General features: G+C 68.2%; 22 protein-coding genes and 1 pseudogene. 17 read left to right on the top strand and 6 right to left on the bottom strand.

The annotated features are described in order from the left end of the window. Positions 1-125 precede the first annotated feature (125 nt). From ACNKW1_RS10255 to ACNKW1_RS10235, 5 genes and pseudogenes are all read right to left on the bottom strand, one after another. Positions 126-347 (bottom strand): annotated as a pseudogene (locus ACNKW1_RS10255) (type II toxin-antitoxin system RelE/ParE family toxin); the annotation flags it as partial. Positions 348-408: 61 nt separating this feature from the next. Further along, on the bottom strand, positions 409-654 hold the full coding sequence (locus ACNKW1_RS10250; protein WP_002931846.1) for a type II toxin-antitoxin system ParD family antitoxin: 246 nt from the start codon (positions 652-654) through the stop codon (positions 409-411). A gap of 102 nt (positions 655-756) precedes the next feature. Beyond that, a complete protein-coding gene (locus tag ACNKW1_RS10245; RefSeq protein ID WP_418364478.1) occupies positions 757-1,191 on the bottom strand; it encodes a putative toxin-antitoxin system toxin component, PIN family in 435 nt (144 codons plus the stop codon). 2 nt (positions 1,192-1,193) lie between these two features. After that, the gene (locus tag ACNKW1_RS10240; RefSeq protein WP_418364477.1) at positions 1,194-1,484 is read right to left on the bottom strand and encodes a type II toxin-antitoxin system Phd/YefM family antitoxin; all 291 of its coding nucleotides are present in this window, start codon (positions 1,482-1,484) and stop codon (positions 1,194-1,196) included. Between the two features lie 373 nt (positions 1,485-1,857). Next, entirely contained in the window at positions 1,858-2,505 is a 648-nt protein-coding gene (locus ACNKW1_RS10235; protein ID WP_418364476.1) for a hemerythrin domain-containing protein, read from the bottom strand. A 230-nt stretch (positions 2,506-2,735) separates the two neighbouring features. Between ACNKW1_RS10235 and cutA the strand changes: the two genes are divergently transcribed. From cutA to nusB, 6 genes are all read left to right on the top strand, one after another. Beyond that, positions 2,736-3,104 carry a divalent-cation tolerance protein CutA gene (cutA, locus tag ACNKW1_RS10230; protein WP_418364475.1) on the top strand — a complete coding sequence of 123 codons (369 nt, stop codon included), beginning with the start codon at positions 2,736-2,738 and terminating at the stop codon, positions 3,102-3,104. A gap of 70 nt (positions 3,105-3,174) precedes the next feature. Beyond that, complete coding sequence (gene dsbD, locus ACNKW1_RS10225) at positions 3,175-5,037, top strand: protein-disulfide reductase DsbD (RefSeq protein ID WP_418364474.1); 1,863 nt, start codon at positions 3,175-3,177, stop codon at positions 5,035-5,037. Between the two features lie 58 nt (positions 5,038-5,095). Beyond that, complete coding sequence (locus ACNKW1_RS10220) at positions 5,096-5,707, top strand: riboflavin synthase (protein WP_418364473.1); 612 nt, start codon at positions 5,096-5,098, stop codon at positions 5,705-5,707. Positions 5,708-5,745: 38 nt separating this feature from the next. Beyond that, positions 5,746-6,837: a bifunctional 3,4-dihydroxy-2-butanone-4-phosphate synthase/GTP cyclohydrolase II gene (ribBA, locus tag ACNKW1_RS10215; protein WP_418364472.1), complete on the top strand. Its 1,092-nt coding sequence runs from the start codon at positions 5,746-5,748 to the stop codon at positions 6,835-6,837. A gap of 19 nt (positions 6,838-6,856) precedes the next feature. After that, a complete protein-coding gene (ribH, locus tag ACNKW1_RS10210) occupies positions 6,857-7,360 on the top strand; it encodes a 6,7-dimethyl-8-ribityllumazine synthase (RefSeq protein WP_418364471.1) in 504 nt (167 codons plus the stop codon). Beyond that, entirely contained in the window at positions 7,357-7,854 is a 498-nt protein-coding gene (gene nusB / locus ACNKW1_RS10205; RefSeq protein ID WP_418364470.1) for a transcription antitermination factor NusB, read from the top strand. The genes ribH and nusB overlap by 4 nt, the downstream gene beginning before the upstream one ends. Before the next feature lie 114 nt (positions 7,855-7,968). Here the strand turns inward: nusB and ACNKW1_RS10200 are convergent, their stop codons facing one another. Further along, positions 7,969-8,958 (bottom strand): META domain-containing protein, encoded by a 990-nt coding sequence (locus ACNKW1_RS10200; protein WP_418364469.1) that lies wholly within the window; start codon positions 8,956-8,958, stop codon positions 7,969-7,971. Between the two features lie 266 nt (positions 8,959-9,224). On the opposite strand from ACNKW1_RS10200, the gene ACNKW1_RS10195 reads away from it, so the two are divergent. Genes ACNKW1_RS10195 through ACNKW1_RS10145 form a run of 11 tightly spaced genes read left to right on the top strand, consistent with a single transcriptional unit; the run spans position 9,225 to position 19,308 of the window. Further along, complete coding sequence (locus tag ACNKW1_RS10195) at positions 9,225-10,385, top strand: hydrogenase small subunit (RefSeq protein ID WP_418364468.1); 1,161 nt, start codon at positions 9,225-9,227, stop codon at positions 10,383-10,385. Between the two features lies 1 nt (position 10,386). Then, on the top strand, positions 10,387-11,406 hold the full coding sequence (hybA, locus tag ACNKW1_RS10190) for a hydrogenase 2 operon protein HybA (RefSeq protein WP_418364467.1): 1,020 nt from the start codon (positions 10,387-10,389) through the stop codon (positions 11,404-11,406). Beyond that, on the top strand, positions 11,399-12,589 hold the full coding sequence (gene hybB, locus ACNKW1_RS10185) for a Ni/Fe-hydrogenase cytochrome b subunit (protein WP_418364466.1): 1,191 nt from the start codon (positions 11,399-11,401) through the stop codon (positions 12,587-12,589). The genes hybA and hybB overlap by 8 nt, the downstream gene beginning before the upstream one ends. Positions 12,590-12,602: 13 nt before the next feature. Then, positions 12,603-14,315 carry a nickel-dependent hydrogenase large subunit gene (locus tag ACNKW1_RS10180; RefSeq protein WP_418364465.1) on the top strand — a complete coding sequence of 571 codons (1,713 nt, stop codon included), beginning with the start codon at positions 12,603-12,605 and terminating at the stop codon, positions 14,313-14,315. A 10-nt stretch (positions 14,316-14,325) separates the two neighbouring features. Further along, positions 14,326-14,910: a HyaD/HybD family hydrogenase maturation endopeptidase gene (locus ACNKW1_RS10175; protein WP_418364464.1), complete on the top strand. Its 585-nt coding sequence runs from the start codon at positions 14,326-14,328 to the stop codon at positions 14,908-14,910. Then, positions 14,910-15,203: a HypC/HybG/HupF family hydrogenase formation chaperone gene (locus ACNKW1_RS10170; RefSeq protein WP_418364463.1), complete on the top strand. Its 294-nt coding sequence runs from the start codon at positions 14,910-14,912 to the stop codon at positions 15,201-15,203. Before ACNKW1_RS10175 ends, ACNKW1_RS10170 begins: the two co-directional genes overlap by 1 nt. Further along, the gene (hybE, locus tag ACNKW1_RS10165; RefSeq protein ID WP_418364462.1) at positions 15,200-15,763 is read left to right on the top strand and encodes a [NiFe]-hydrogenase assembly chaperone HybE; all 564 of its coding nucleotides are present in this window, start codon (positions 15,200-15,202) and stop codon (positions 15,761-15,763) included. The genes ACNKW1_RS10170 and hybE overlap by 4 nt, the downstream gene beginning before the upstream one ends. Before the next feature lie 5 nt (positions 15,764-15,768). Beyond that, on the top strand, positions 15,769-16,851 hold the full coding sequence (locus ACNKW1_RS10160; RefSeq protein WP_418364461.1) for a hypothetical protein: 1,083 nt from the start codon (positions 15,769-15,771) through the stop codon (positions 16,849-16,851). Continuing rightward, positions 16,844-17,185 carry a hydrogenase maturation nickel metallochaperone HypA gene (gene hypA / locus ACNKW1_RS10155; protein ID WP_418364460.1) on the top strand — a complete coding sequence of 114 codons (342 nt, stop codon included), beginning with the start codon at positions 16,844-16,846 and terminating at the stop codon, positions 17,183-17,185. Before ACNKW1_RS10160 ends, hypA begins: the two co-directional genes overlap by 8 nt. A gap of 48 nt (positions 17,186-17,233) precedes the next feature. Next, positions 17,234-18,136, top strand: coding sequence for a hydrogenase nickel incorporation protein HypB (gene hypB, locus ACNKW1_RS10150; RefSeq protein ID WP_418364459.1), 903 nt, complete (start codon positions 17,234-17,236; stop codon positions 18,134-18,136). Beyond that, complete coding sequence (locus ACNKW1_RS10145) at positions 18,133-19,308, top strand: carbamoyltransferase HypF (RefSeq protein WP_418364458.1); 1,176 nt, start codon at positions 18,133-18,135, stop codon at positions 19,306-19,308. Before hypB ends, ACNKW1_RS10145 begins: the two co-directional genes overlap by 4 nt. Position 19,309 lies beyond the last annotated feature (1 nt).

The following is a 19,309-nucleotide window of genomic DNA, read 5'->3' as shown; positions in this document are numbered from 1 at the left end:
ATCCAGCCCGCCCGCCTGCCAGCAGGCTTTGAAAACGTCTGCCGCGGAACGCGCCGTATCCGGTACGAGGCGGACAGAGCCGCCGATTTCCCGCTCAGGCGGCAGCAACTTCGCGCAGCGTTTGATCACAGGTGGCGAGGCGCGTCCATCCGCTCATGCAGGACACGAACCACGGCGATGCCGTAGTCGGTCGCTCGAAAGTAGATCATGTGTCGTTCGACGCTCCATCTCCGATAGCCTGGCCGGATGTGGTCACAGGCTGGAACTGCCCTCGGCGAGGCAGCCAACCTGGCAAACGCCGCTGTCAGTAGGTCGATGTAGCGGACGGCCTGCTCGACACCCCATTCCCGAACCGTATGGACTCAGATTGCCTCGAGGTCGCGCTCAGCCGCCGGGGTCAGGCGATATTCAGCCATGCTCGGCAAGCATCCTTTGCTTGAAGGCTGCAGCATCGAAGCGTCTCGGCTCGCCGCTGGCTTCCCCCTCGATCAGCGCGGCGCGGATCGCCTCGATCTCGGCGCTGCGCTCCTGCTCGCGGCGGATCAAATCGCGGATGCACTCGCTGTCGTTCGTGTAGTGACCTGCGTTGATCTGTGCCTTGACCCAGTTGTCCTGCTGATCGGTCAGGGTAATCGTCTTGCGCACGGTGCCCATGGCGTGCCTCCTGGAACTACGTCAGAAGTGCGATTAGTTCATACGAATGGTGCATTTTAGACGAAACAGGGGACAGACCCCAATTTCCGCCCCGCGCTGGCGCTACACGCCCCCGTGCCGACGCCAAAACTCGGCGGGCGTGAGGATGGGGTAGGCGTTTGCCAGAGCGAGCAGGTCCTTGTCGCCGGTGATCAGGTAGTCGAGGCTTCCCGCGCGCATGCCCGCCAGCAGGGTGCCGAGCACGGGCTGGTCGTTGTCGTCGCGCAAGGCTTCGTCAGCAACCGGCCCCGGCTCGACGAGTTCGGCCTGGATCGACAGGATGTCCACAAGATCGTCGATTTCACGGCTCGACAGGCCGTGACGGGCGGATAGCCGTGGCAGCACGCGGCGCAGTTCTTCGAGGATGAAGGTCGATAAAACCACTTCGACCGAACCGTGCCGCCAGGCGGCGACGATACGGCCCGGCACGCTCCCCGGGTAGGCCAGGCCGGACAACAGCACATTGGTGTCGAGAACGACACGCAGGGCGGACGGCACGCTCAGCCCGCCGCCCGCTGCTTGAGCTCGCCTCGCTCGGCAGCGACCGCAGCCTCGATCTCGGCGATTCCCTCGTCTTCGGGAACGCCGTCATACCCGGCCTCGATCCGCTGGCAAAGCGCATCGAAACGCGCCTGCATGCGGCGAATGCGCTCGAAAAGGCGCGCATCGACGAGCGCTGCGACGGGCTTGCCGTCCTTGTTGATCACCACGCTGTCGTGGCGGTATTGCACTTGGTTGAGCATCTCGCCGAGGTTCTGGCGAAAGCTGACGGCGCTAGCTTGCGTGATCATCGTTCGACTCCTGCTGACTGTTATGGTCATTATGGTCATGGGAGTGTGTTCGGGCAAGATGAGAGAAATGGTTGGGTTCGATGTAGCGCATGCAACTCAACCCCGTGCGGGCCGGCGAGCCACTCCAGGTGGAAACGGTAATCGTCGTCAGCAAAGAAGCATGCCTGGCGATTGTTGCCGCGCTGGATCGCGTGCATGGGAACACCACTAAGGAACAGACGTGGGCGTCGCGGCATGGTGATCGGCGAGGGGAATAAATGGTGCGAGGCTGGGGCCAGAGCCGAAAATAACCGTGGTCTGTCCCCGATTTCCGTGCGATTTCCGCGCCCCGGGCCGTGCGCTGGTGCTGGTGACCCATCAGGTAAACATCACCTCACTCTCGGGGGAGTTCCCCGCCGCGGGCGAGATCATCGTGATGCGGATCGCTGCCGATGGGCTGGAAACCGTGGGCCGGATCCGAAGCGCGGACTGAAGCCTCGGTGATGCACCCGGTCGCGTAGAGGGGGTAGAGAATCTCCTCCTCGCGCTGGATGCGGTGTGCGAGGCCGATGATCACCCGCTCGAAATCATCGAAGAAGCTCTCCTCGAGCGCCGGCTCCTCGCTTACGTCGGCGTATCGAGCGAGGAAGGCCAGCGCTTGCGCGCCCACCTCGTCCATGTCCTCGCGGAACGCCTGCATCAGCGCGCGCATTTCCGGGTCTTCGGCAAACACATGCTCGAGATGGAAGTAGAACCGCACGTTCTCGACCAGCACATGGCCCTGAAGCGTGACGCGCAAGCGGTCGAGCAGAGGACCGATGCTGCGCAGCAAGCCATCCGCCGCAGCGCCCTGGATGGCCCCGATGGCGTCGAGCATGCTTCGGTGCTCGCGTACGAGACGCACCAGCAAGTCAGCGTGGTAACGCGCGGCCAGGTCGAGCGCACCTTCATCGTCACCCTCGTCAGCGGAACACGCCCACTCGGGGAGCGCCTCTTCGCGCCCACGGCGGACTCTGGCAAGTAGCCAATCGAGCAGAAACATGTGTCCCCCATGTCTTGCCGCGTTGCGGCCGATGACCGAAAGCGGGGGTTTAGCCCATTGGCATTCGTGAAACGCTGAGCCATATCAAAAATTGATCAATAATTTTCTAATGAACGAATAAGCGCAGACTCAGCGGATTGCACGCACTTGATCGCGCGCAGATCGGCCCACGCCCATTTCTGAGAAAATGCCTCCCCCATCCGAGGCGATCCGACGCCGACCGACTGACCATGTCCGTTCCTGCCCCCACCGCACACGAAACCCTGGACGACCGGCGTGTCCTGCTCGTCCTTTCCACGCTGCCGGACCACGATAGCGCCGAGCGCCTCGCCGCCGCGCTGGTCGAGGCCGGCCTGGCCGCGTGCGTGAACGTGATGGCGCCGTGCACCTCGGTCTATCGCTGGCAGGGCGCGGTGGAGACGGCCAGCGAGGTGCCGGTGCTGATCAAGACCACAGCCGCACGTTATGCGGAACTGGAAGCGGCGATCCGCGCCCGCCACCCGTACGAACTTCCCGAGATCGTGGCGGTCCCTTTCGAGCGGGGGCTGGCGGCCTACCTCGACTGGGTGGGCGCCGAAACCCGGCCGCCGGCCGGCTGAGGACGCCGCCAGGCCAAGCCGCCCGCACGACTCGCATGCGCCCCTCCCGACAACCCTCCGAAGAGCCCCGATGTTCTCCTCTGCGCGCCCCCTCGCCCCCCTTCAAGCCCTGATCCGCCTGTTCGCGCTGCTGGCCAGCTTCATCGCGCTGGTGCCCGCCGTCCAGGCCGACCCGATCGAGCCGGAAAAAGCCTTCGCGATGCGTGCGCAGGCGCTCGATGCGCACACGGTGGAGGTGGTGTTCCAGGTGGCGAAGGGCTACTACCTGTATGGCGACAACTTCCGCTTCGAGGCCGAGCCGGAGGGCGTGCGCTTCGGGACCGCAGAGAAGCCTGCGGGCAAGCTGAAGAAGGACGACTTCTTCGGCGAGGTGGAAACGCATCGCGGCGAACTGCGCATCCTGCTTCCGGTAGAGGCGCCCGAGGGACTCACGCGTTTCGAGTTGTTCGCGACCAGCCAGGGTTGCTGGGACGGGGGCATCTGCTATCCGCCGACCACGCAACAGGTGTCGATTGACCTCAGCGCGCCGCCGAAGAAGTCCGGCGGCGGCTTCCTCGACAGCGTCCTGGGCGGAGGCTCGGGCGCAACAGGCTCCGCCTCGAGCACGCCGGCACCGGCCGCAGCGGCCGCGCCCACCGTCTCCAGCGACGAGACCGGCGACATCGCCCGCCTGCTCTCCGGCGCAAGCGTCCCCATCATCCTCACCAGCTTCTTCGGTTTCGGCCTGCTGCTCGCGTTCACCCCCTGCACCTTCCCGATGATCCCGATTCTGTCGGGCATCATCGTCGGCCAGGGCAACAAGGTGTCGCACATGCGCGCCTTCGTGCTGTCACTGGCCTATGTGCTGGGCATGGCGGCAACCTACGCGCTCGCCGGCGTCGCGGCCGGGCTGTCCGGCACCATGCTGACCGCCGCGCTGCAGAACGTGTGGGTGCTGTCGGCCTTCGCCCTTGTCTTCGTGCTGCTGTCGCTGTCCATGTTCGGCTTCTACGAGCTGCAACTGCCCACCGCGCTGCAAAGCAGGCTGGCAGACACCGCGAGCCACGGCAAAGGCGGCAGCCTGGGCGGGGTGATCGTGATGGGCGTGCTGTCGGCGCTCATCGTCGGCCCCTGCGTGGCAGCACCGCTGGCCGGCGCCCTGCTCTACATCGCGCAGACCGGCGATGCGGTGCTGGGCGGCTGGGCGCTGTTCGCGATGGGCCTGGGCACGGGTGCGCCGCTGCTGGCGGTGGGCGTGGCCTCGCGCAGCCTGCTGCCCAAGGTCGGGCCCTGGATGGAGGGCGTCAAGAAGGCCTTCGGCGTGATGCTGCTCGCGGTGGCGCTGTGGATGATTACCCCGGTGATTCCGCCGCTGGCGATGATGCTGGGTTGGGCGGCGCTGCTGCTGTTCTCCGCCATCTTCCTGCACGCGATCGACCCGCTGCCGCCGCAGGCCAGGGGCTGGCAGCGCTTCTGGAAAGGCGTGGGCGTAGTGCTGCTGCTGGCCGGCGCGGCGATCCTGGTGGGCGCGCTCGCCGGCTCGCGCGACCCGCTGCAGCCGCTCTCGGTGCTGCGCGCGCAGGCCGCGGCGCCGTTCAACGTGCCGCAATTCGACAAGGTTAACTCCGTCGCCGAGCTCGACGCGCGGCTGGCCGCCACCGACCGCCCGGTGCTGCTCGACTTCTATGCCGACTGGTGCGTGTCGTGCAAGGAGATGGAGCGCTTCACCTTCACCGACGCCGGCGTGGCCGAGCGCATGGGCCGCATGCTGCTGCTCAAGGCCGACGTCACCGCCAACACCGAGGAGCACAAGGCGCTGCTCAAGCGCTTCGGCCTTTTCGGCCCGCCGGGCATCATCTTCTTCGACGCCGCGGGCAAGGAGCGCGAGGGCATGCGGGTGGTGGGCTTCATGAAGGCAACGCCCTTCGCGACCGTCCTGGACCGGGCGCTCTGAGCGAGGCGGGGTTTTTTCCCCTACAATCCCGCCTTTCCCCTTTCGGTTCAAACCCTTCATGTTCTCCGGCATCGTCGCGGCCGTTGGTCGCATCGAACACATCGCGCCGCTCGCAGACGGCATCCGCATCACCGTCGACACCAACGGGCTGGATCTGTCCGACATCATCGTCGGCGACAGCGTCGCGCACAGCGGCGTATGCCTGACCGTGGTGGAGATGGACGGCGCCAGGCTCCGGTACGACGTCTCACGCGAGACGCTGAACTGCACCGTAGGCCTGGATGCCGTCGGCAACGAGGTGAATCTCGAGAAGGCGCTGCGTCTGGCCGACCGCCTCGGCGGCCACCTCGTCACCGGCCATGTGGACGGCGTGGGCGAGGTGGTGAAGTTCGCCCCCGTGGGCGAGAGTCACGAACTGGTGATCCGGGCGCCCGCCACGATCGCCGGCTACATCGCAAAGAAGGGCTCGATCACCATCAATGGCGTCAGCCTCACCGTGAACCGCGTCGAAGGGCGCGACTTCTGGATCAACCTGATCCCGCACACGGTGGCGATGACCAACCTCAAGCACCTGCAAGCCGACAGCAAGGTCAATCTCGAGATCGACCTCATCGCACGCTACGTCGAGCGCATGCTCGAGTGGAAGAAGGACGAGGCCGCACAGGCCTGAGCCACCGCGCGCCCGCAACACAAGACAGAGGACACAGCATGAGCGCACTCGCGCCGATTACCGAGATCATCGCCGACATCGAGGCCGGCCGCATGGTCATCCTGGTCGACGAGGAAGACCGCGAGAACGAGGGCGACCTCGTGATGGCGGCCGAATTCGTCACCCCCGAGGCGATCAACTTCATGGCCAAGCACGGCCGCGGCCTGATCTGCCTGACGCTCACCGACGAGCGTTGCCGCCAGCTCGGCCTGCAGCAGATGGTGCGCGACAACCGCACGCCGCACGGCACCGCGTTCACGGTGTCGATCGAGGCCGCCACCGGCGTCACCACCGGCATCTCGGCCCACGATCGCGCGCGCACCGTGCAGGTCGCGGTCGCCCGCCAAGCCCGGCCGGAAGACATCGTCACCCCCGGCCACATCTTCCCGCTCACCGCCCAGAAGGGCGGCGTGCTGATCCGCGCCGGTCACACCGAGGCCGGCTGCGACCTCGCCCAGCTCGCCGGGCTGGAGCCCGCCGCGGTGATCTGCGAGATCCTCAAGGACGACGGCACCATGGCGCGCCTGCCCGATCTCATCGAGTTCGGCAAGGCGCACGGCCTCAAGATCGGCGCAATCCGCGACCTGATCGAGTACCGCGCCGCCAACGACCACCTGGTCGAGAAGGTCACGGAGAAGGACGTGGATACCGCGCACGGCCCCTTCCGCCTCACCGCCTTCGAGGACAAGACCTCGGGCGACGTGCACTTCGCGCTGTCGCGCGGCGACATCACCCCCGAGCGCGAGACCCTAGTGCGGGTGCATGAGCCGATCTCGGTGCTCGATTTCCTCGATACCGGCAGTGGCCGGCACAGCTTCCCGATCAACAAGGCGCTCGCCACCCTGGCCGAGGCCGAGGCGGGGGTGATCGTGCTGCTCTATCGCCCGCAGTCGGGTCGGGAATTGCTCGCCAGCCTCAGTGGCAGCCAGGCCCGCCCCACGGTGAAGTGGGACGCCCGGCTCTTTGGCGTCGGTGCCCAGATCCTGCGTGCGCTGAACGTAGGCAAGATGCGTGTGCTCGCCAGCCCTCGCAAGATCCCCAGCATGACCGGCTTCGGGCTGGAGATCACCGGCTTCGTCGACAAGAACTGAACGAACCACAGAGAACCGCATGCAACGTAACGAATCCGAAAACGCCCGCCGCCAGTCGCGCTACGACGGCGTCACCGAAACCGACCCCAGCTTCGCCGGCGCCGGCGTGCGCGTGGGCATCGTCATGGCGCGCTTCAACCTCGACATCTGCGAAGGCCTGCTATCGGCCTGCGTGGACACGCTGCTCACCCTCGGCGTCGCGCGCGAGGACATGCACATCGTCACCGTGCCCGGCGCGCTGGAGATCCCGCTCGTGCTGCAGACCATGGGCAGAAGCGGCCGCTTCGACGCGCTAGTGGCGCTCGGCGCGGTGATCCGCGGCGAGACCTACCACTTCGAGCTGGTTTCCAACGAGATGGGCGCGGGCGTCACCCGCGTCGGCCTCGACACCGGCATCCCGATCGCCAACGGCGTGCTGACCACCGAAGACGACGACCAGGCCATCGCCCGCATGCATGAGAAAGGCGCCGATTGCGCCCGCACGGCGGTCGAGATGGCGAATCTGCTGAAGGTGATCCGATGAACGAAATGAACGATCCGCAGGCAGAGGGCGCCGGCGCCCCCAACCCGACGAGCAAGATGGCTCGCCGCCGCGCGCGCGAACTCGCGCTGCAGGGCGTGTATCAATGGCTGCTGTCGGGCAACTCAGCGAGCACGGTCCAACGTCACCTGGAATCGGAAACCGAGAACCTCGACAAGATCGACCGTGAGCTGTTCGTCAGCCTGCTGCGCGGCGCAACCGGTAGCGCCGACGAGCTGCGCGACTGCTTCACGCCGCTGCTGTCGCGCCCGGTCGCGGAGCTCTCGCCGATCGAGCACGCCATCCTGCTGCTCGGCACCCACGAACTGCGCCACAACATCGACACGCCGTACCGCGTGGTGATCAACGAGGCCATCGAACTCGCCAAGGGCTACGGCGGCACCGACGGGCACAAGTTCGTCAATGGCGTGCTCGACAAGCTCGCCGCACGCCTGCGCCCGGAAGAGGTGGAGGCGGCACGCCAGGCACGCCGCTGATTGCAGCAGGCTTTGCCGTGGGCGCAGGCGCGCCCGCGAGAATGGCGCCTGGTCTTGCCACCTTCGCGGGCAAGCCTGCCCCCACACGCAGTTGCTCCCGCGAGCGCAGTGTCCTCAGCGCCGCCTCGCCTGCATCCGCACCCGCCCGCCGGCCAGCAGGCGCAGCGTGCCATCCGCCGCAATGGCAAAACCGTCGACCTGCCCGGCGGCCTGCATGAAGCGATGCTCCTCATCCATCGCACGCGGTTCGCACGCCATCTTCGTCGCACCCAGCGGCGACAGTCGCAGCCCTTCGCCCGACAAGGCGTATTCGGCGAAATAGCGGTTGCACGCGGCGAGGCCGGACAGGCGCCCCTCGGCACCAAAGCCAATCGTCATGCGCGCGGGTTCGGCCACGGGCTGACCGTCGAGCTCGACCACTTCCCAGGGCTCGCCCTGCAGCAGCGCCGCAGGGTCGCCACCGCAACCCTGGAGCACCCGGTCCTGCCAGCGCACTTCCACCCTGTTCGGGTGCGGCATGCCGCTCATACCGTCCTCGCAGTAGCGGTCGAACACCAGCGCGCTGAGCGCCCCACCGGCGGACATCGCCTCGTAGCTGCGCAGGCCCTCGCCGTCGACGACGAGGGGGCTGGGCGCGAACACGTGCGTATCGCCCTGATCGAGCAGCAGCGACAGCCCGTCGGCGCGCACATCCAGCCGCCAGGCCGGTTCATTGCCCACCGCGCGGAACAAAGGCTTCTCCACCGCCAGGCCGCAGCGGGGCTGAGGCGCGCCGTCCAGTTCGAGCATCGCCGCATCACCCTTGACCCAGATCCAGGTGCGATCGTCATCGACCGACACCATCCTCGCACCCGACGCAGTGCGCTCGGGCCGCAACGTCCAGCTCCGCCCCTCCACCGTAAGCGTGGCCAGTTCTCCGAAGTGGCGCAGCGTCACCGTCCGCTCGCCGCAGCGGAAGCGCATCGGCGCCTGCGGATCGAGCAGTGCGACGGCAGCACGCTCCGCAGCCCCCTCCACGGCCGGGCGTGACGCGCTGAAAAGGCCGCAGCCAGAGAGAGCGGAGGCGGCGAGCAGGACAAGCGCCTGGCGAAGCAGTGCGGGCATGGATCAGTTCCAGAAACGGTTGATGGTTCGGGATTCTAGAATTCGCGCGCCACGGAGGCCAGGCGAACGCGCCCTGCCCGCAGGTGAAAAGAAACTGATCGGTTCTGCACGCAGATGAGCGCAGCGCGTCCACCCCCTTTGCAGCCTCGCAGGCTGCAGGCGTTGCCGCCCGGGGTTTCAGGGCCATGCGGCACGCTGGCACGCTTCTTGATCTCCCTTACCCGATCTTGCGGCAAACGCCGCTTCTCGAACGCGAGGGGAGACACATGCTTACAGCACCTACGACAAGCGCCACCGAGCCCGGGCGTCCGATCGAATCACGCCTCGAAATGAGCCGGCGCAGCTTCCTGCAGTTCTGTGCCACGCTCGCCACCACGCTCGGCCTGCCCAAGGGCGCCGAGGCTGCGGTCGCGAAGGCCATGGAAGCCGCCGAGCGCCCGTCGGTGATCTGGCTGCACTTCCAGGAGTGCACCGGCTGTACCGAATCCATGCTGCGCGCCGAGCACCCCACGCTCGAAAAGCTGATCCTCGACGTGATCTCGCTCGACTACCACGAGACCCTGTTCGCCGCGGCCGGCCATCAGGTCGAGGCGGCGCGCAAGGCGGCAATGGAACGCCACAAGGGCAAGTACCTGCTGGTGGTCGAGGGCGCCATCCCCACCCGCGATGGTGGTGTGTATTGCAAGGTAGGCAACCAGACCGCGATCGAACTCACGCGCGAATGCGCGCAGGACGCCGCGGCAGTGATCGCGATCGGCTCCTGTGCCTCCTGGGGCGGCATGCCGGCGACCGACCCCAACCCCACCGGCGCGGTGGGGGTGAACAAAATCATCGACAAGCCGGTGGTGAGCATTCCCGGCTGCCCGCCCAACCCCTACAACTTCCTCGCCACCGTCGTTCACTTCCTCACCTTCGGCGCCCTGCCGCCGGTAGACGCGCAGAGCCGCCCACTGTTCGCCTACTCGCGCCTGGTGCACGAGAACTGCGAGCGCCGCGCGCACTACGACGCCGGCCGCTTCGCGATGGAATTCGGCGACGACGGGCACCGCAAGGGCTACTGCCTGTACAAGCTCGGCTGCAAGGGGCCGGAAACCTATGCCAACTGCCCCACCGTGATGTTCGGCGACGCCGGCGCCGGCACCTGGCCGGTCGGCTGCGGACACCCCTGCATCGGCTGTACCGAGGAAGGCGTCGGCTTCACCAAGCCGATCCACATGCTCGCCAAGGTCAAGAACGTAGAGCCGCCCGCGCTCTACCCCGGCATCCACGAATCCCAGGGCCAGGGCGCCACCCTCGGCTCGGCCGCAGTGCTGGCCGCCGTCGCAGGGGCTGCGGCCGGCGCAGGCGCGGTGCTGGCCCGCAACCTCGGCAAGCAGCACGCCGCCAGCGAGGCCGCCGCCAAGCCGACCGAACGCGAGGGCGCCTGACATGAACGGCCGGCGCGATTTCTTCCGCCTCGCCCTTGCCGGCGGCGCGGTGGCGGCGGGGGCTGCCGCCAGTCCTTCGGTACAGGCCCGGGGCAATGCAGAGATCTCCCCCGATGCAATCGGACTGCTGTTCGACTCCACCCTGTGCATCGGATGCAAGGCCTGCGTGGCCGCCTGCAAGGAAGCCAACGACCTCCCGCTGGACTACAACACGCCCACCCACGGGCTGTGGGACATGCCGCTCGACACCACGGCGCGCACCTTCAACGTGATCAAGGCCTGGCAGTCGGGCACGGGCATGAACCGCGGCCAGGAAGAGGACGGCTACGCCTTCATGAAGGTGTCCTGCCTGCACTGCGTGGACCCGAGCTGCGTGTCAGCCTGTCCTGTGTCGGCGATGACCAAGGACCCGGTCACCGGCATCGTGCAGTACGACGCCGACGCCTGCATCGGCTGCCGCTACTGCGTCGCCGCCTGTCCCTTCGGAATCCCCAAGTACGACTACGACTCGCCCACCGGCCAGATCGGCAAGTGCGAGCTGTGCCGCCACCTCCTGCCCGAGGGCAAGTACGCCGCCTGCGCAGAGGTCTGCCCCACCGGCGCGACGCTGTTTGGCAAGGTCTCCTCGCTCAAGGCCGAGGCCCACCGCCGGCTCGCGCTCGAGGAAGGCGCCGCCACCGTATGGCCGCGCGGCAACCTCGACACCGCCGACCAGCCCGCCTGGGAAGGCCCGGCGCCGCGCTATGTGCAGCACGTCTATGGCGAGAAGGAAGTCGGCGGCACGCAGATGTTCAAGCTCTCCGCGGTCGCCTTTGACAAGCTCGGCCACAAGCCGCTGCCCGAACGCTCCTTCTCGTCCCAGTCCGAAACCCTCCAGCACACGCTCTACGGCGGCCTCGTGCTGCCGCTCGCCGTGCTCGGCGTGATGAGCTGGGTGGCCAAGCGCAACGTGAAGCACGACGACGAAATTCACGACGACCCGATGCACGACACCCAAGACGGGGGCAAGCGCCATGAGTAATCACACCCACGCCGCGCCCGCACCGGTCGGCGGCCGGCTGCTGACGCCGGTGACCTTCACCTGCGGCGTGCTGATCCTCGCCGCGCTCGCCATCCTCGCCGTGCGATTCATCTACGGCCTGGGCGAGGTCACCCACCTCAACGACGGCTACCCCTGGGGCATCTGGGTGGTGGCCGACGTGGTGATCGGCTCCGCCTTCGCCTGCGGCGGCTTCTCGATCGCGATGCTGGTGTACATCTTCAACAAGGGCGAATATCACCCCCTGGTTCGTCCGGCCCTGCTCGCCAGCCTGTTCGGCTACACCCTGGCCGGCGTCGGCGTGATCTTCGACCTCGGCCGCTGGTGGAATTTCTGGCACATCCTCAGCCCGAGCTACGCGTCGCCCAACTCGGTGATGTTCGAAGTGGCGCTGTGCATCTCGCTCTACATCATCGTGATGTGGATCGAGTTCTCGCCGGCCTTCCTCGAGAAGTGGGGCATGAAGGACGCGCGCCGCAAGCTGAACAAGGTGATGTTCTTCTTCATCGCCCTGGGCACCGTGCTGCCGATGATGCACCAGAGCTCGCTGGGTTCGCTGCTGATCGTGTTCGGCACCCAGATCCATCCGCTGTGGCAGACCATGCTGCTGCCACTGATCTTCCTGCTCTCGGCGATCACGATCGGCTATGCGGTGGTGCTGTTCGAGTCCTGCCTGGCCGCGGCCGGCTACCGGCGCTCGATCGAGATGCACCTGCTGACCCCGCTGGCGAAGATCATGCTTGGCGTGCTGGCGGTGTTCATGATCGTGCGCTTCGGCGATCTCATCGTGCGCGGCGCGCTCGGCCACGCCTTCACCGCCGACTTCCGCGCGTTCATGTTCTGGCTCGAGACCGCCTGCTTCCTGTCGCCCTTCGTGCTGCTGCGCACCGAGGCCCAGCGCCGCAACCCGGCCCGGCTCTTCGTCGGTGGTGCGCTGCTGATGATGGGTGGGGTGCTGCTGCGCATCAACGCCTTCCTCATCGGCTACGACACCGGCGAGGGCTGGTCCTACTTCCCGTCCGTTTCCGAGCTGCTCGTCACCTTCGGCATGTTCGCCATCGAAGTGCTCGGCTACATCGTCATCACCCGCCGCTTCCCGGTTCTGCCGCGCGAAGACGCGCCTCACACCCCTGCCGCCGCAGCCCTGCGCGCCGCCACCCGCTAAGGAGACCCAGCACATGAGCCAACGTATCGTCATCGACCCCGTCACCCGCATCGAAGGCCACCTGCGGGTGGACGTGGAGGTCGCCGACGGCCGTGTCGCCAAGGCCTGGGCCTCGGGACAGATGTGGCGCGGCGTCGAGAACATCCTGACCGGTCGCGACCCGCGCGACGCGTGGGCGATCACCCAGCGCATCTGCGGCGTGTGCACCACGGTGCACGCGATCTGCTCGGTGCGTGCGGTGGAAAACGCGCTGAAGCTGGAGATCCCGCTCAACGCCAACTACATCCGCAACCTGATCATCCTCGCGCACGCCATCCACGACCACATCGTGCACTTCTACCACCTGTCGGCCCTCGACTGGGTGGATGTCACCAGCGCGCTCAAGGCCGATCCGGCCAAGGCTGCTGCGCTGGCAGAGAGCCTGTCGACCTGGTCGGGCAATTCGAAGCACGAGTTCGCCAAGGTCAAGGAGCGCCTGTCGGGCTTCGTCGGCACCGGCCAACTCGGCATCTTCACCAACGGCTACTGGGGCCACCCCGCCATGAAGCTGCCGCCCGAGGTGAACCTGATCGCGGTGTCGCACTACCTGCAGGCGCTGGAAGTGCAGCGCTACGCCAACAAGATCGTCTCCATCCTCGGCTCCAAGACCCCCCACATCCAGAACGTTGCGGTCGGCGGCGTGGCCAACCCGCTCGCTGTCGATGCACAGTCGGTACTGACCGTCGAGCGCCTCATGGCGATCAAGGGCTGGATCGACAAGCTGGACGACTTCGTCAAGAACGTCTACCTGGTCGACGTCGCGGCGATCGGCGCCTTCTACCCCGAGTGGACCCAGATCGGCCGCGGGATCGTCGACTACCTCTCCGCCCCGGACATCCCGCTCGACGGCAAGGGCGAGACCTTTGCGCTGCCCGGTGGCCACATCGCCAACGGCGATCTGGGCCAGTTCACCGAGATCCGCAGCTTCGCCGACGAATACCTGCTCAAGGGGGTCAGCGAGGCGGTCAAGCACTCCTGGTACGAGTACAAGGCGGGTGACGCTGCCACGCTGCACCCCTACGACGGCGAAACCTCGCCGAAGTACACCGACTTCCAGGACGAGGGCAAGTATTCCTGGCTGAAGGCGCCGACCCTGTACGGCAAGCCGATGCAGGTCGGACCGCTGGCACGCGTGCTGACCATGCTCGCCGCCGGTCACGAGCCCACGACGAAGTACGCCACCGCCACGCTCGAGCGCGTGTCATCCATCGCCGGCATCCAGGTCGGCCTGGACGCCCTGCACTCCACCATCGGCCGCCACGCCGCGCGCGCGGTGTCGTGCGCGGTGCAGGTCGACGAGCTCGCGAAACAGTGGGACCTGCTCCTCGCCAACATGGCCAAGGGCGACCTCGACACCTTCAACGCTCCGAGCTTCCCGCGCGGCGAACAGCGCGGCATGGGCTTCCATGAAGCACCGCGCGGCATCCTGTCGCACTGGGTGGTGATCGAGGACGGCAAGATCAAGAACTACCAGTGCGTCGTGCCCACGACCTGGAACGCGGCGCCACGCAACGAGAAGGATGAGCCGGGCGCGTACGAAGCCTGCCTTGTCGACACGCCGGTCGCCGTGCCGGATCAGCCGCTGGAGGTGTTGCGCACGGTGCACTCCTTCGACCCCTGCCTCGCCTGCGCGGTACATGTGCTCGACACCGAGCAGGCCGAGGTCGTACGGGTCAAGGCTGCCTGAGGGGAACGCCATGCAAGCCGAGACGGACGCGAGACAGGCTCACAACCCGCCGGCCGAGGCCAGCCACGTCACCCCGGCCACGGCGGGCAGCAGTGCCGGCGCCCACAGGCGCGCCGTGCTGCTCGGGGTCGGCAACATCCTGCTCTCCGACGAGGGCGTGGGGGTGCGTCTGGTCGAGCGCCTGATGGTCGGCCACCGCATGCCCACCGGCCTGCAGGTGCTGGACGGCGGCACCTGCGCGATGGAGATGCTCGAGGATCTCGAGCACCTGGATCTGCTCGTGATCGCCGACTGCGTGCGCAGCGGCCGCAGCCCGGGCAGCGTCGTGGTGCTGCGCGACGACGAGGTGCCGACCTTCTTCCGCACCAAGCTCTCGCCGCACCAGGTCGGACTGGCGGATGTGCTCGCGACCCTGCAGTTCGTCGGTCGCGCACCGCGGCGCACCGTGGTGGTCGGCGTCGAACCGCAGTCGCTCGCCACCGGCATGACCCTGTCCGCGCCCGTGCGGGCCGCCCTGGCCGAGGCGGAGGCTGAACTGCTCGACGCGCTGGCAGGCGGCGGCTACGGCCTGGAAGCCCTGCGGGAGGCTGCCTGATGTGCCTCTCCGTGCCGATGCAGATCCTCGCCCTCGAGGCCGACGGCGACATCGCCGTGGTCGGCCGTGGTGATCGGCGCGAGCGGGCGAACATGATGCTGCTCGGCCCGCAACCGGTCGGCACCTGGGTGCTGGTGTCGCTCGGCTTCGCCAAGGAGGTGGTCGCCGAGGAAGAGCGCGCGCTGATCGAAGAGGCGCTGGCTGCACTGGCTGCCTCGCTCGACGGCGACTACCACCCGGAAGACTTTTTCAGCGACCTCGATCGCGAACGCAGCCGGAGCGCCGCCACATGATGGAGCAACTGCGCCGCCCGGCGCGTACGCCCCCACCCGCTTTGCACGCGCCGGCCTGGGACACGTCGCCCATGGCCGCGGTGCAGCAGTGGTTCGAAGGCGTGCTCGCCGAGCGCATGTCCGGCCTGCCCTTCCTGAATCCGGCGCTCTCGGTCCATGCCTTCGATTTCCGGCATGTGGAGGGCGACTGGCTGGGCGGCGTAGTCACTCCGTGGAGTGTTCAACTGATGCTGCTGCCTGGCGGCGGCGAGCTGTGGACGGACACGCCCGCGGGCAGCCGGAGCCTGGTGACGCTGCCGGTCGGCACCCTGCCCTTCATCGCGGACGAAGGCGACGCCCGCCTTCCCGCGTTCCAGTACTTCCCCCTGCTCAACACCGTCACCGGGATCGCGGACGAGCAAGCCGCACGCGCGCTGGTGCAGGATGCCCTGGCCACCGCCTGCCAACCGCCTGCCGCAACCACCGGCCCGGCTCCGGCGGACACGCCCGCATCCCCGCCACCGGTCGATACGAGCCGCCGCCGCTTCCTGCGCTTTGGCGGCGCACCCGCGGGGCGCTGACGACGATGGCCACGGCTGCCTCGATCGATGCGGGCGCGCTGGAGGTGCACGCGCGGCTCGGCCCCAAAGGCCTGGAAGCCCTGCACCTGCGCAACACGCGCCCGGTCGCCGTGCGCGCACTCGAGGGCAGGTCACCGGCCGATGTGCTCGCGCGTGTCCCGCGCCTGTTCTCGCTGTGCGCCATGGCCCAGACGGCCGCTGCACGCGCCGCCCTCGACGCGGCCAGCGGCGGGCAAGGCGACACCGTCCCGACGCCGGGCCGGATACACGACGAGATCGTGGTCGCGGCCGAGACCGCGCAGGAACACCTGTGGCGCCTGATGCTCGACTGGCCGGCCCTGCTCGCCCTGCCCGCCGCGCAGCGCACCGAATGGCGCACCCGCTTCACCGCGATATACCGCCGACTCACGACCATGCGCCAGGAGGGACAGGGCGCGCCCGGCGCCGAACTCTCCGCACTTGCACACGAGATCGCAGCCCCCCTGCTGGATGCGGTCGGCAGCGAACTCGACCCGGCCCTCACGACCGCCCAAGCCACCCCGCTGCTGCCCATGCTGGGCGCAGGCGCATGCGTCGAGCAGCTCGACTTCGGCCGCGCCTTCTCGCGGGCGCCGGAGCTCGACGGCGCCGCCCACGAAACCGGGGTGCTCGCACGCCACGCGGCCGATACCGAAACCGCCGCCCGCCTGCGGCAGGGCCAGCGCATCCGGGCTCGGATCGCGGCGCGAATCGCGGATCTGCGCGAATGCGGGCAGGTGCTGTCCACCTCGCCACGCCCGGATCGCACGCGCATCGACGCCTTCTCCCCGACGCCCGGCACCGGCCTGGCCTGCGTGGCCAGCGCGCGCGGGCTGCTGATTCACCGTGTACGCGTGGACGAAACCACCTCGGGGCCGCGGGTCATCGAGTACTCCGTGATTGCGCCGACGGAATGGAACTTCCACCCCCGGGGCGCCTTCGTCCGCGAAGCCCTGGCCGCGCCGCGGGGAACCCCGGCCGCACTCGAACGCAGGCTCCGCGCCCTGGCTCTCGCGCTCGATCCCTGCGTGGCGGTAAGCTGGGCCATCGAGGAGAAACTGCATGCATGAGATGTCGCTGGCCGAGGGCGTACGCACGATCATCGAGGAATCGGCTGCCGCGAACGGGTTCGAAAAGGTGCGCAGCGTCGTGCTCGAGATCGGCGCGCTCGCCTCCGTCGAGGTCGACGCGCTGCGCTTCTGTCTCGACGTGGTGCTGCAGGGCACGGCGGCCGAGGGCGCGCGCATCGAGGTCGAGCCGGTCGCCGGGGCCGGCTGGTGCCTGGCCTGCGCGAAGACCGTGCCCATGCACGAGATCTACGACGCCTGCCCCGCCTGCGGCGGCTACCAGGTTCAGCTGACCGCGGGGAAGGAGATGCGCGTCAAGGCGCTGGAAGTGGATTAACCTCAGACTAGAGCAGCTTTTTCTGGATGGACACTGGAGTTTCTCAAGATGTGCACCGTTTGTGGATGTGGTACCGGTGAAACCCGGATCGGCGCGCTGGGCCAAGGCCGGCGCGGAGGGCATGGTCGACCCGCGCAGGGCGTGACACGTGCATGGCGCGCGCTCGATACGGCCGCAGAGGCAACGGTCGCGGACGACACACCCATCCGCCAAGGCGATCACCACCTGCACTTCGGCGCCGGGCCCGCACATGCACACGCACCGGGCCTGAGCCAGGCACAGATGGTGAAGATCGAGCGCGACATCCTCGGCAAGAACGACGCCCGCGCCGACCAGAACCGCGCCTGGCTGCGCGCGCACGGCATCTTCGCGCTGAACCTGGTGTCCAGCCCGGGCTCGGGCAAGACCTCGCTGCTGGTAAGTACGCTCGAGGCGCTGGCCGGACGGATTCCGGCAGCGGTGATCGAAGGCGACCAGCAGACCGAATTCGACGCCGAACGCATCCGCGCCACCGGTGTGCCCGCGCTGCAGATCAACACCGGCAAGGGCTGTCATCTCGACGCCGACATGGTCGCCCGCGCGCTGCCGCGCATGGGGCTCACCGACGGCAGCCTGCTGCTGATCGAGAACGTCGGCAACCTGGTCTGCCCAGCCGCCTTCGACCTCGGCGAAGCGCACAAGGTCGCCATCCTGTCTGTGACCGAGGGCGAGGACAAACCGCTGAAGTACCCCGACATGTTCGCCGCCGCAAGCGTGATGCTGCTCAACAAGGTCGACCTCTTGCCCTATCTGCGCTTCGACGCGCAGCGTGCCATCGAGTACGCGCTGCGGGTGAACCCTGCCCTGCGCGTGATCCGCAGCTCGGCCACCACCGGCGAAGGCCTGGACGAATGGCTGGCATGGATCGAGGCCGGCCTGGGCGCCGCACGCGCCACCGCGCCGCAGGCATGAAGCTCGCGCTGAACGAGCAGGCGCAGCAGCTGCCCATCCTCGCGCTGGGGGCGTGGTTCAAGCACGCCTCCTGCCTGCTCGAAACGGACGGCGCGGCCTTCGGTCCCAACCTCGGCGACCTCGACAACGCCGACGCCTGTCGCCGCGTCGCCCCCGCGGCCGAGGCGCTGATCGCGCAAGCGGGCGGGCCGCTGCGCGCCATCGCTCACGACCTGCACCCCGACTTCCACTCCACCCGCGTCGCCACCGAACTTGCCGCCCGGCTCGGCGTGCCGGCGATCGGCGTCCAGCATCACCATGCCCACGTCGGCGCCGTGCTCGCCGAGCATGGCCGCTTCAACGCACGGCCGGTGCTCGGCCTCGCCCTGGATGGCGTCGGTCTGGGCACCGATGGCGAGGCCTGGGGCGGCGAACTGCTGTGGGTGGCGGGCAGCGAGTTCGTGCGCCTCGGCCACCTGCGCCCGCTGCATCTACCCGGCGGCGACCGCGCCGCGCGCGAACCCTGGCGCATGGCGGCGGCGCTGCTGCACGCCTGCGGGCGTGGCGACGAAATCCCGCACCGCTTTGCGCACCAGCCCGCGGCGGCCATGCTGGGCCATGTGCTGGCACGCCCCGCGCTGTCCCCGGCGACCTCCAGCCTGGGCCGCCACTTCGACGCCGCGGCGGGCCTGCTCGGCATCTGCGAGGTCATGCAGATGGAGGCCGAGGCCGCCATTGCCCTGGAGCAGCTCGCCAGCCGCGCAAGCGCCCCAGCGGTGGCGCGCACCGACTGGCAGCTCAAGACCCGCAGCACAGCAGACGGTGGCGCCACGCAGGGCGTGCAGCCCGAAACGCCTCCCAAGGGCATCACCCTCGAACTCGACCTGCACCCCCTGCTGCTGCGCCTCGCCGACGAGCACGACGCAGTGCGCGGCGCCGCCCGCTTCCAGGCCACACTGGCCGCCGCGCTGGCCGACTGGGTCGCCGCCGGGCGCCAATTGACCGGCTGCGACACCGTGGTATTGTCCGGCGGCTGCCTGCACAACCGCCTGCTCTCGGAGGCGCTGCACGCCAGCCTGCCGGCGAGCAGCCTGCAGGTGCTCGGCGCCCGCCAGCTGTCGCCCGGCGATGCCGGGCTCGCGCTCGGCCAGGCCTGGGTCGCCATGCATCATCTCGCCGCAAAGGAAACCTGAG

The sequence above is a fragment of the Thauera sp. WH-2 genome, assembly GCF_048321015.1.
GTDB lineage: Bacteria > Pseudomonadota > Gammaproteobacteria > Burkholderiales > Rhodocyclaceae > Thauera.
The sequence above is the reverse complement of the archived record's forward strand: the minus strand, read 5'-3'. Positions and strand labels throughout refer to the sequence as shown.

Coding starts and splice junctions, on each gene's coding strand:
- ACNKW1_RS10250 (WP_002931846.1), bottom strand. CDS start 654: ATGGGCACCGTGCGCAAGACGATTACCCTGACCGATCAGCAGGACAAC.
- ACNKW1_RS10240 (WP_418364477.1), bottom strand. CDS start 1,484: ATGATCACGCAAGCTAGCGCCGTCAGCTTTCGCCAGAACCTCGGCGAG.
- ACNKW1_RS10235 (WP_418364476.1), bottom strand. CDS start 2,505: ATGTTTCTGCTCGATTGGCTACTTGCCAGAGTCCGCCGTGGGCGCGAA.
- cutA (WP_418364475.1), top strand. CDS start 2,736: ATGTCCGTTCCTGCCCCCACCGCACACGAAACCCTGGACGACCGGCGT.
- dsbD (WP_418364474.1), top strand. CDS start 3,175: ATGTTCTCCTCTGCGCGCCCCCTCGCCCCCCTTCAAGCCCTGATCCGC.
- ACNKW1_RS10220 (WP_418364473.1), top strand. CDS start 5,096: ATGTTCTCCGGCATCGTCGCGGCCGTTGGTCGCATCGAACACATCGCG.
- ribBA (WP_418364472.1), top strand. CDS start 5,746: ATGAGCGCACTCGCGCCGATTACCGAGATCATCGCCGACATCGAGGCC.
- ribH (WP_418364471.1), top strand. CDS start 6,857: ATGCAACGTAACGAATCCGAAAACGCCCGCCGCCAGTCGCGCTACGAC.
- nusB (WP_418364470.1), top strand. CDS start 7,357: ATGAACGAAATGAACGATCCGCAGGCAGAGGGCGCCGGCGCCCCCAAC.
- ACNKW1_RS10200 (WP_418364469.1), bottom strand. CDS start 8,958: ATGCCCGCACTGCTTCGCCAGGCGCTTGTCCTGCTCGCCGCCTCCGCT.
- ACNKW1_RS10195 (WP_418364468.1), top strand. CDS start 9,225: ATGCTTACAGCACCTACGACAAGCGCCACCGAGCCCGGGCGTCCGATC.
- hybA (WP_418364467.1), top strand. CDS start 10,387: ATGAACGGCCGGCGCGATTTCTTCCGCCTCGCCCTTGCCGGCGGCGCG.
- hybB (WP_418364466.1), top strand. CDS start 11,399: ATGAGTAATCACACCCACGCCGCGCCCGCACCGGTCGGCGGCCGGCTG.
- ACNKW1_RS10180 (WP_418364465.1), top strand. CDS start 12,603: ATGAGCCAACGTATCGTCATCGACCCCGTCACCCGCATCGAAGGCCAC.
- ACNKW1_RS10175 (WP_418364464.1), top strand. CDS start 14,326: ATGCAAGCCGAGACGGACGCGAGACAGGCTCACAACCCGCCGGCCGAG.
- ACNKW1_RS10170 (WP_418364463.1), top strand. CDS start 14,910: ATGTGCCTCTCCGTGCCGATGCAGATCCTCGCCCTCGAGGCCGACGGC.
- hybE (WP_418364462.1), top strand. CDS start 15,200: ATGATGGAGCAACTGCGCCGCCCGGCGCGTACGCCCCCACCCGCTTTG.
- ACNKW1_RS10160 (WP_418364461.1), top strand. CDS start 15,769: ATGGCCACGGCTGCCTCGATCGATGCGGGCGCGCTGGAGGTGCACGCG.
- hypA (WP_418364460.1), top strand. CDS start 16,844: ATGCATGAGATGTCGCTGGCCGAGGGCGTACGCACGATCATCGAGGAA.
- hypB (WP_418364459.1), top strand. CDS start 17,234: ATGTGCACCGTTTGTGGATGTGGTACCGGTGAAACCCGGATCGGCGCG.
- ACNKW1_RS10145 (WP_418364458.1), top strand. CDS start 18,133: ATGAAGCTCGCGCTGAACGAGCAGGCGCAGCAGCTGCCCATCCTCGCG.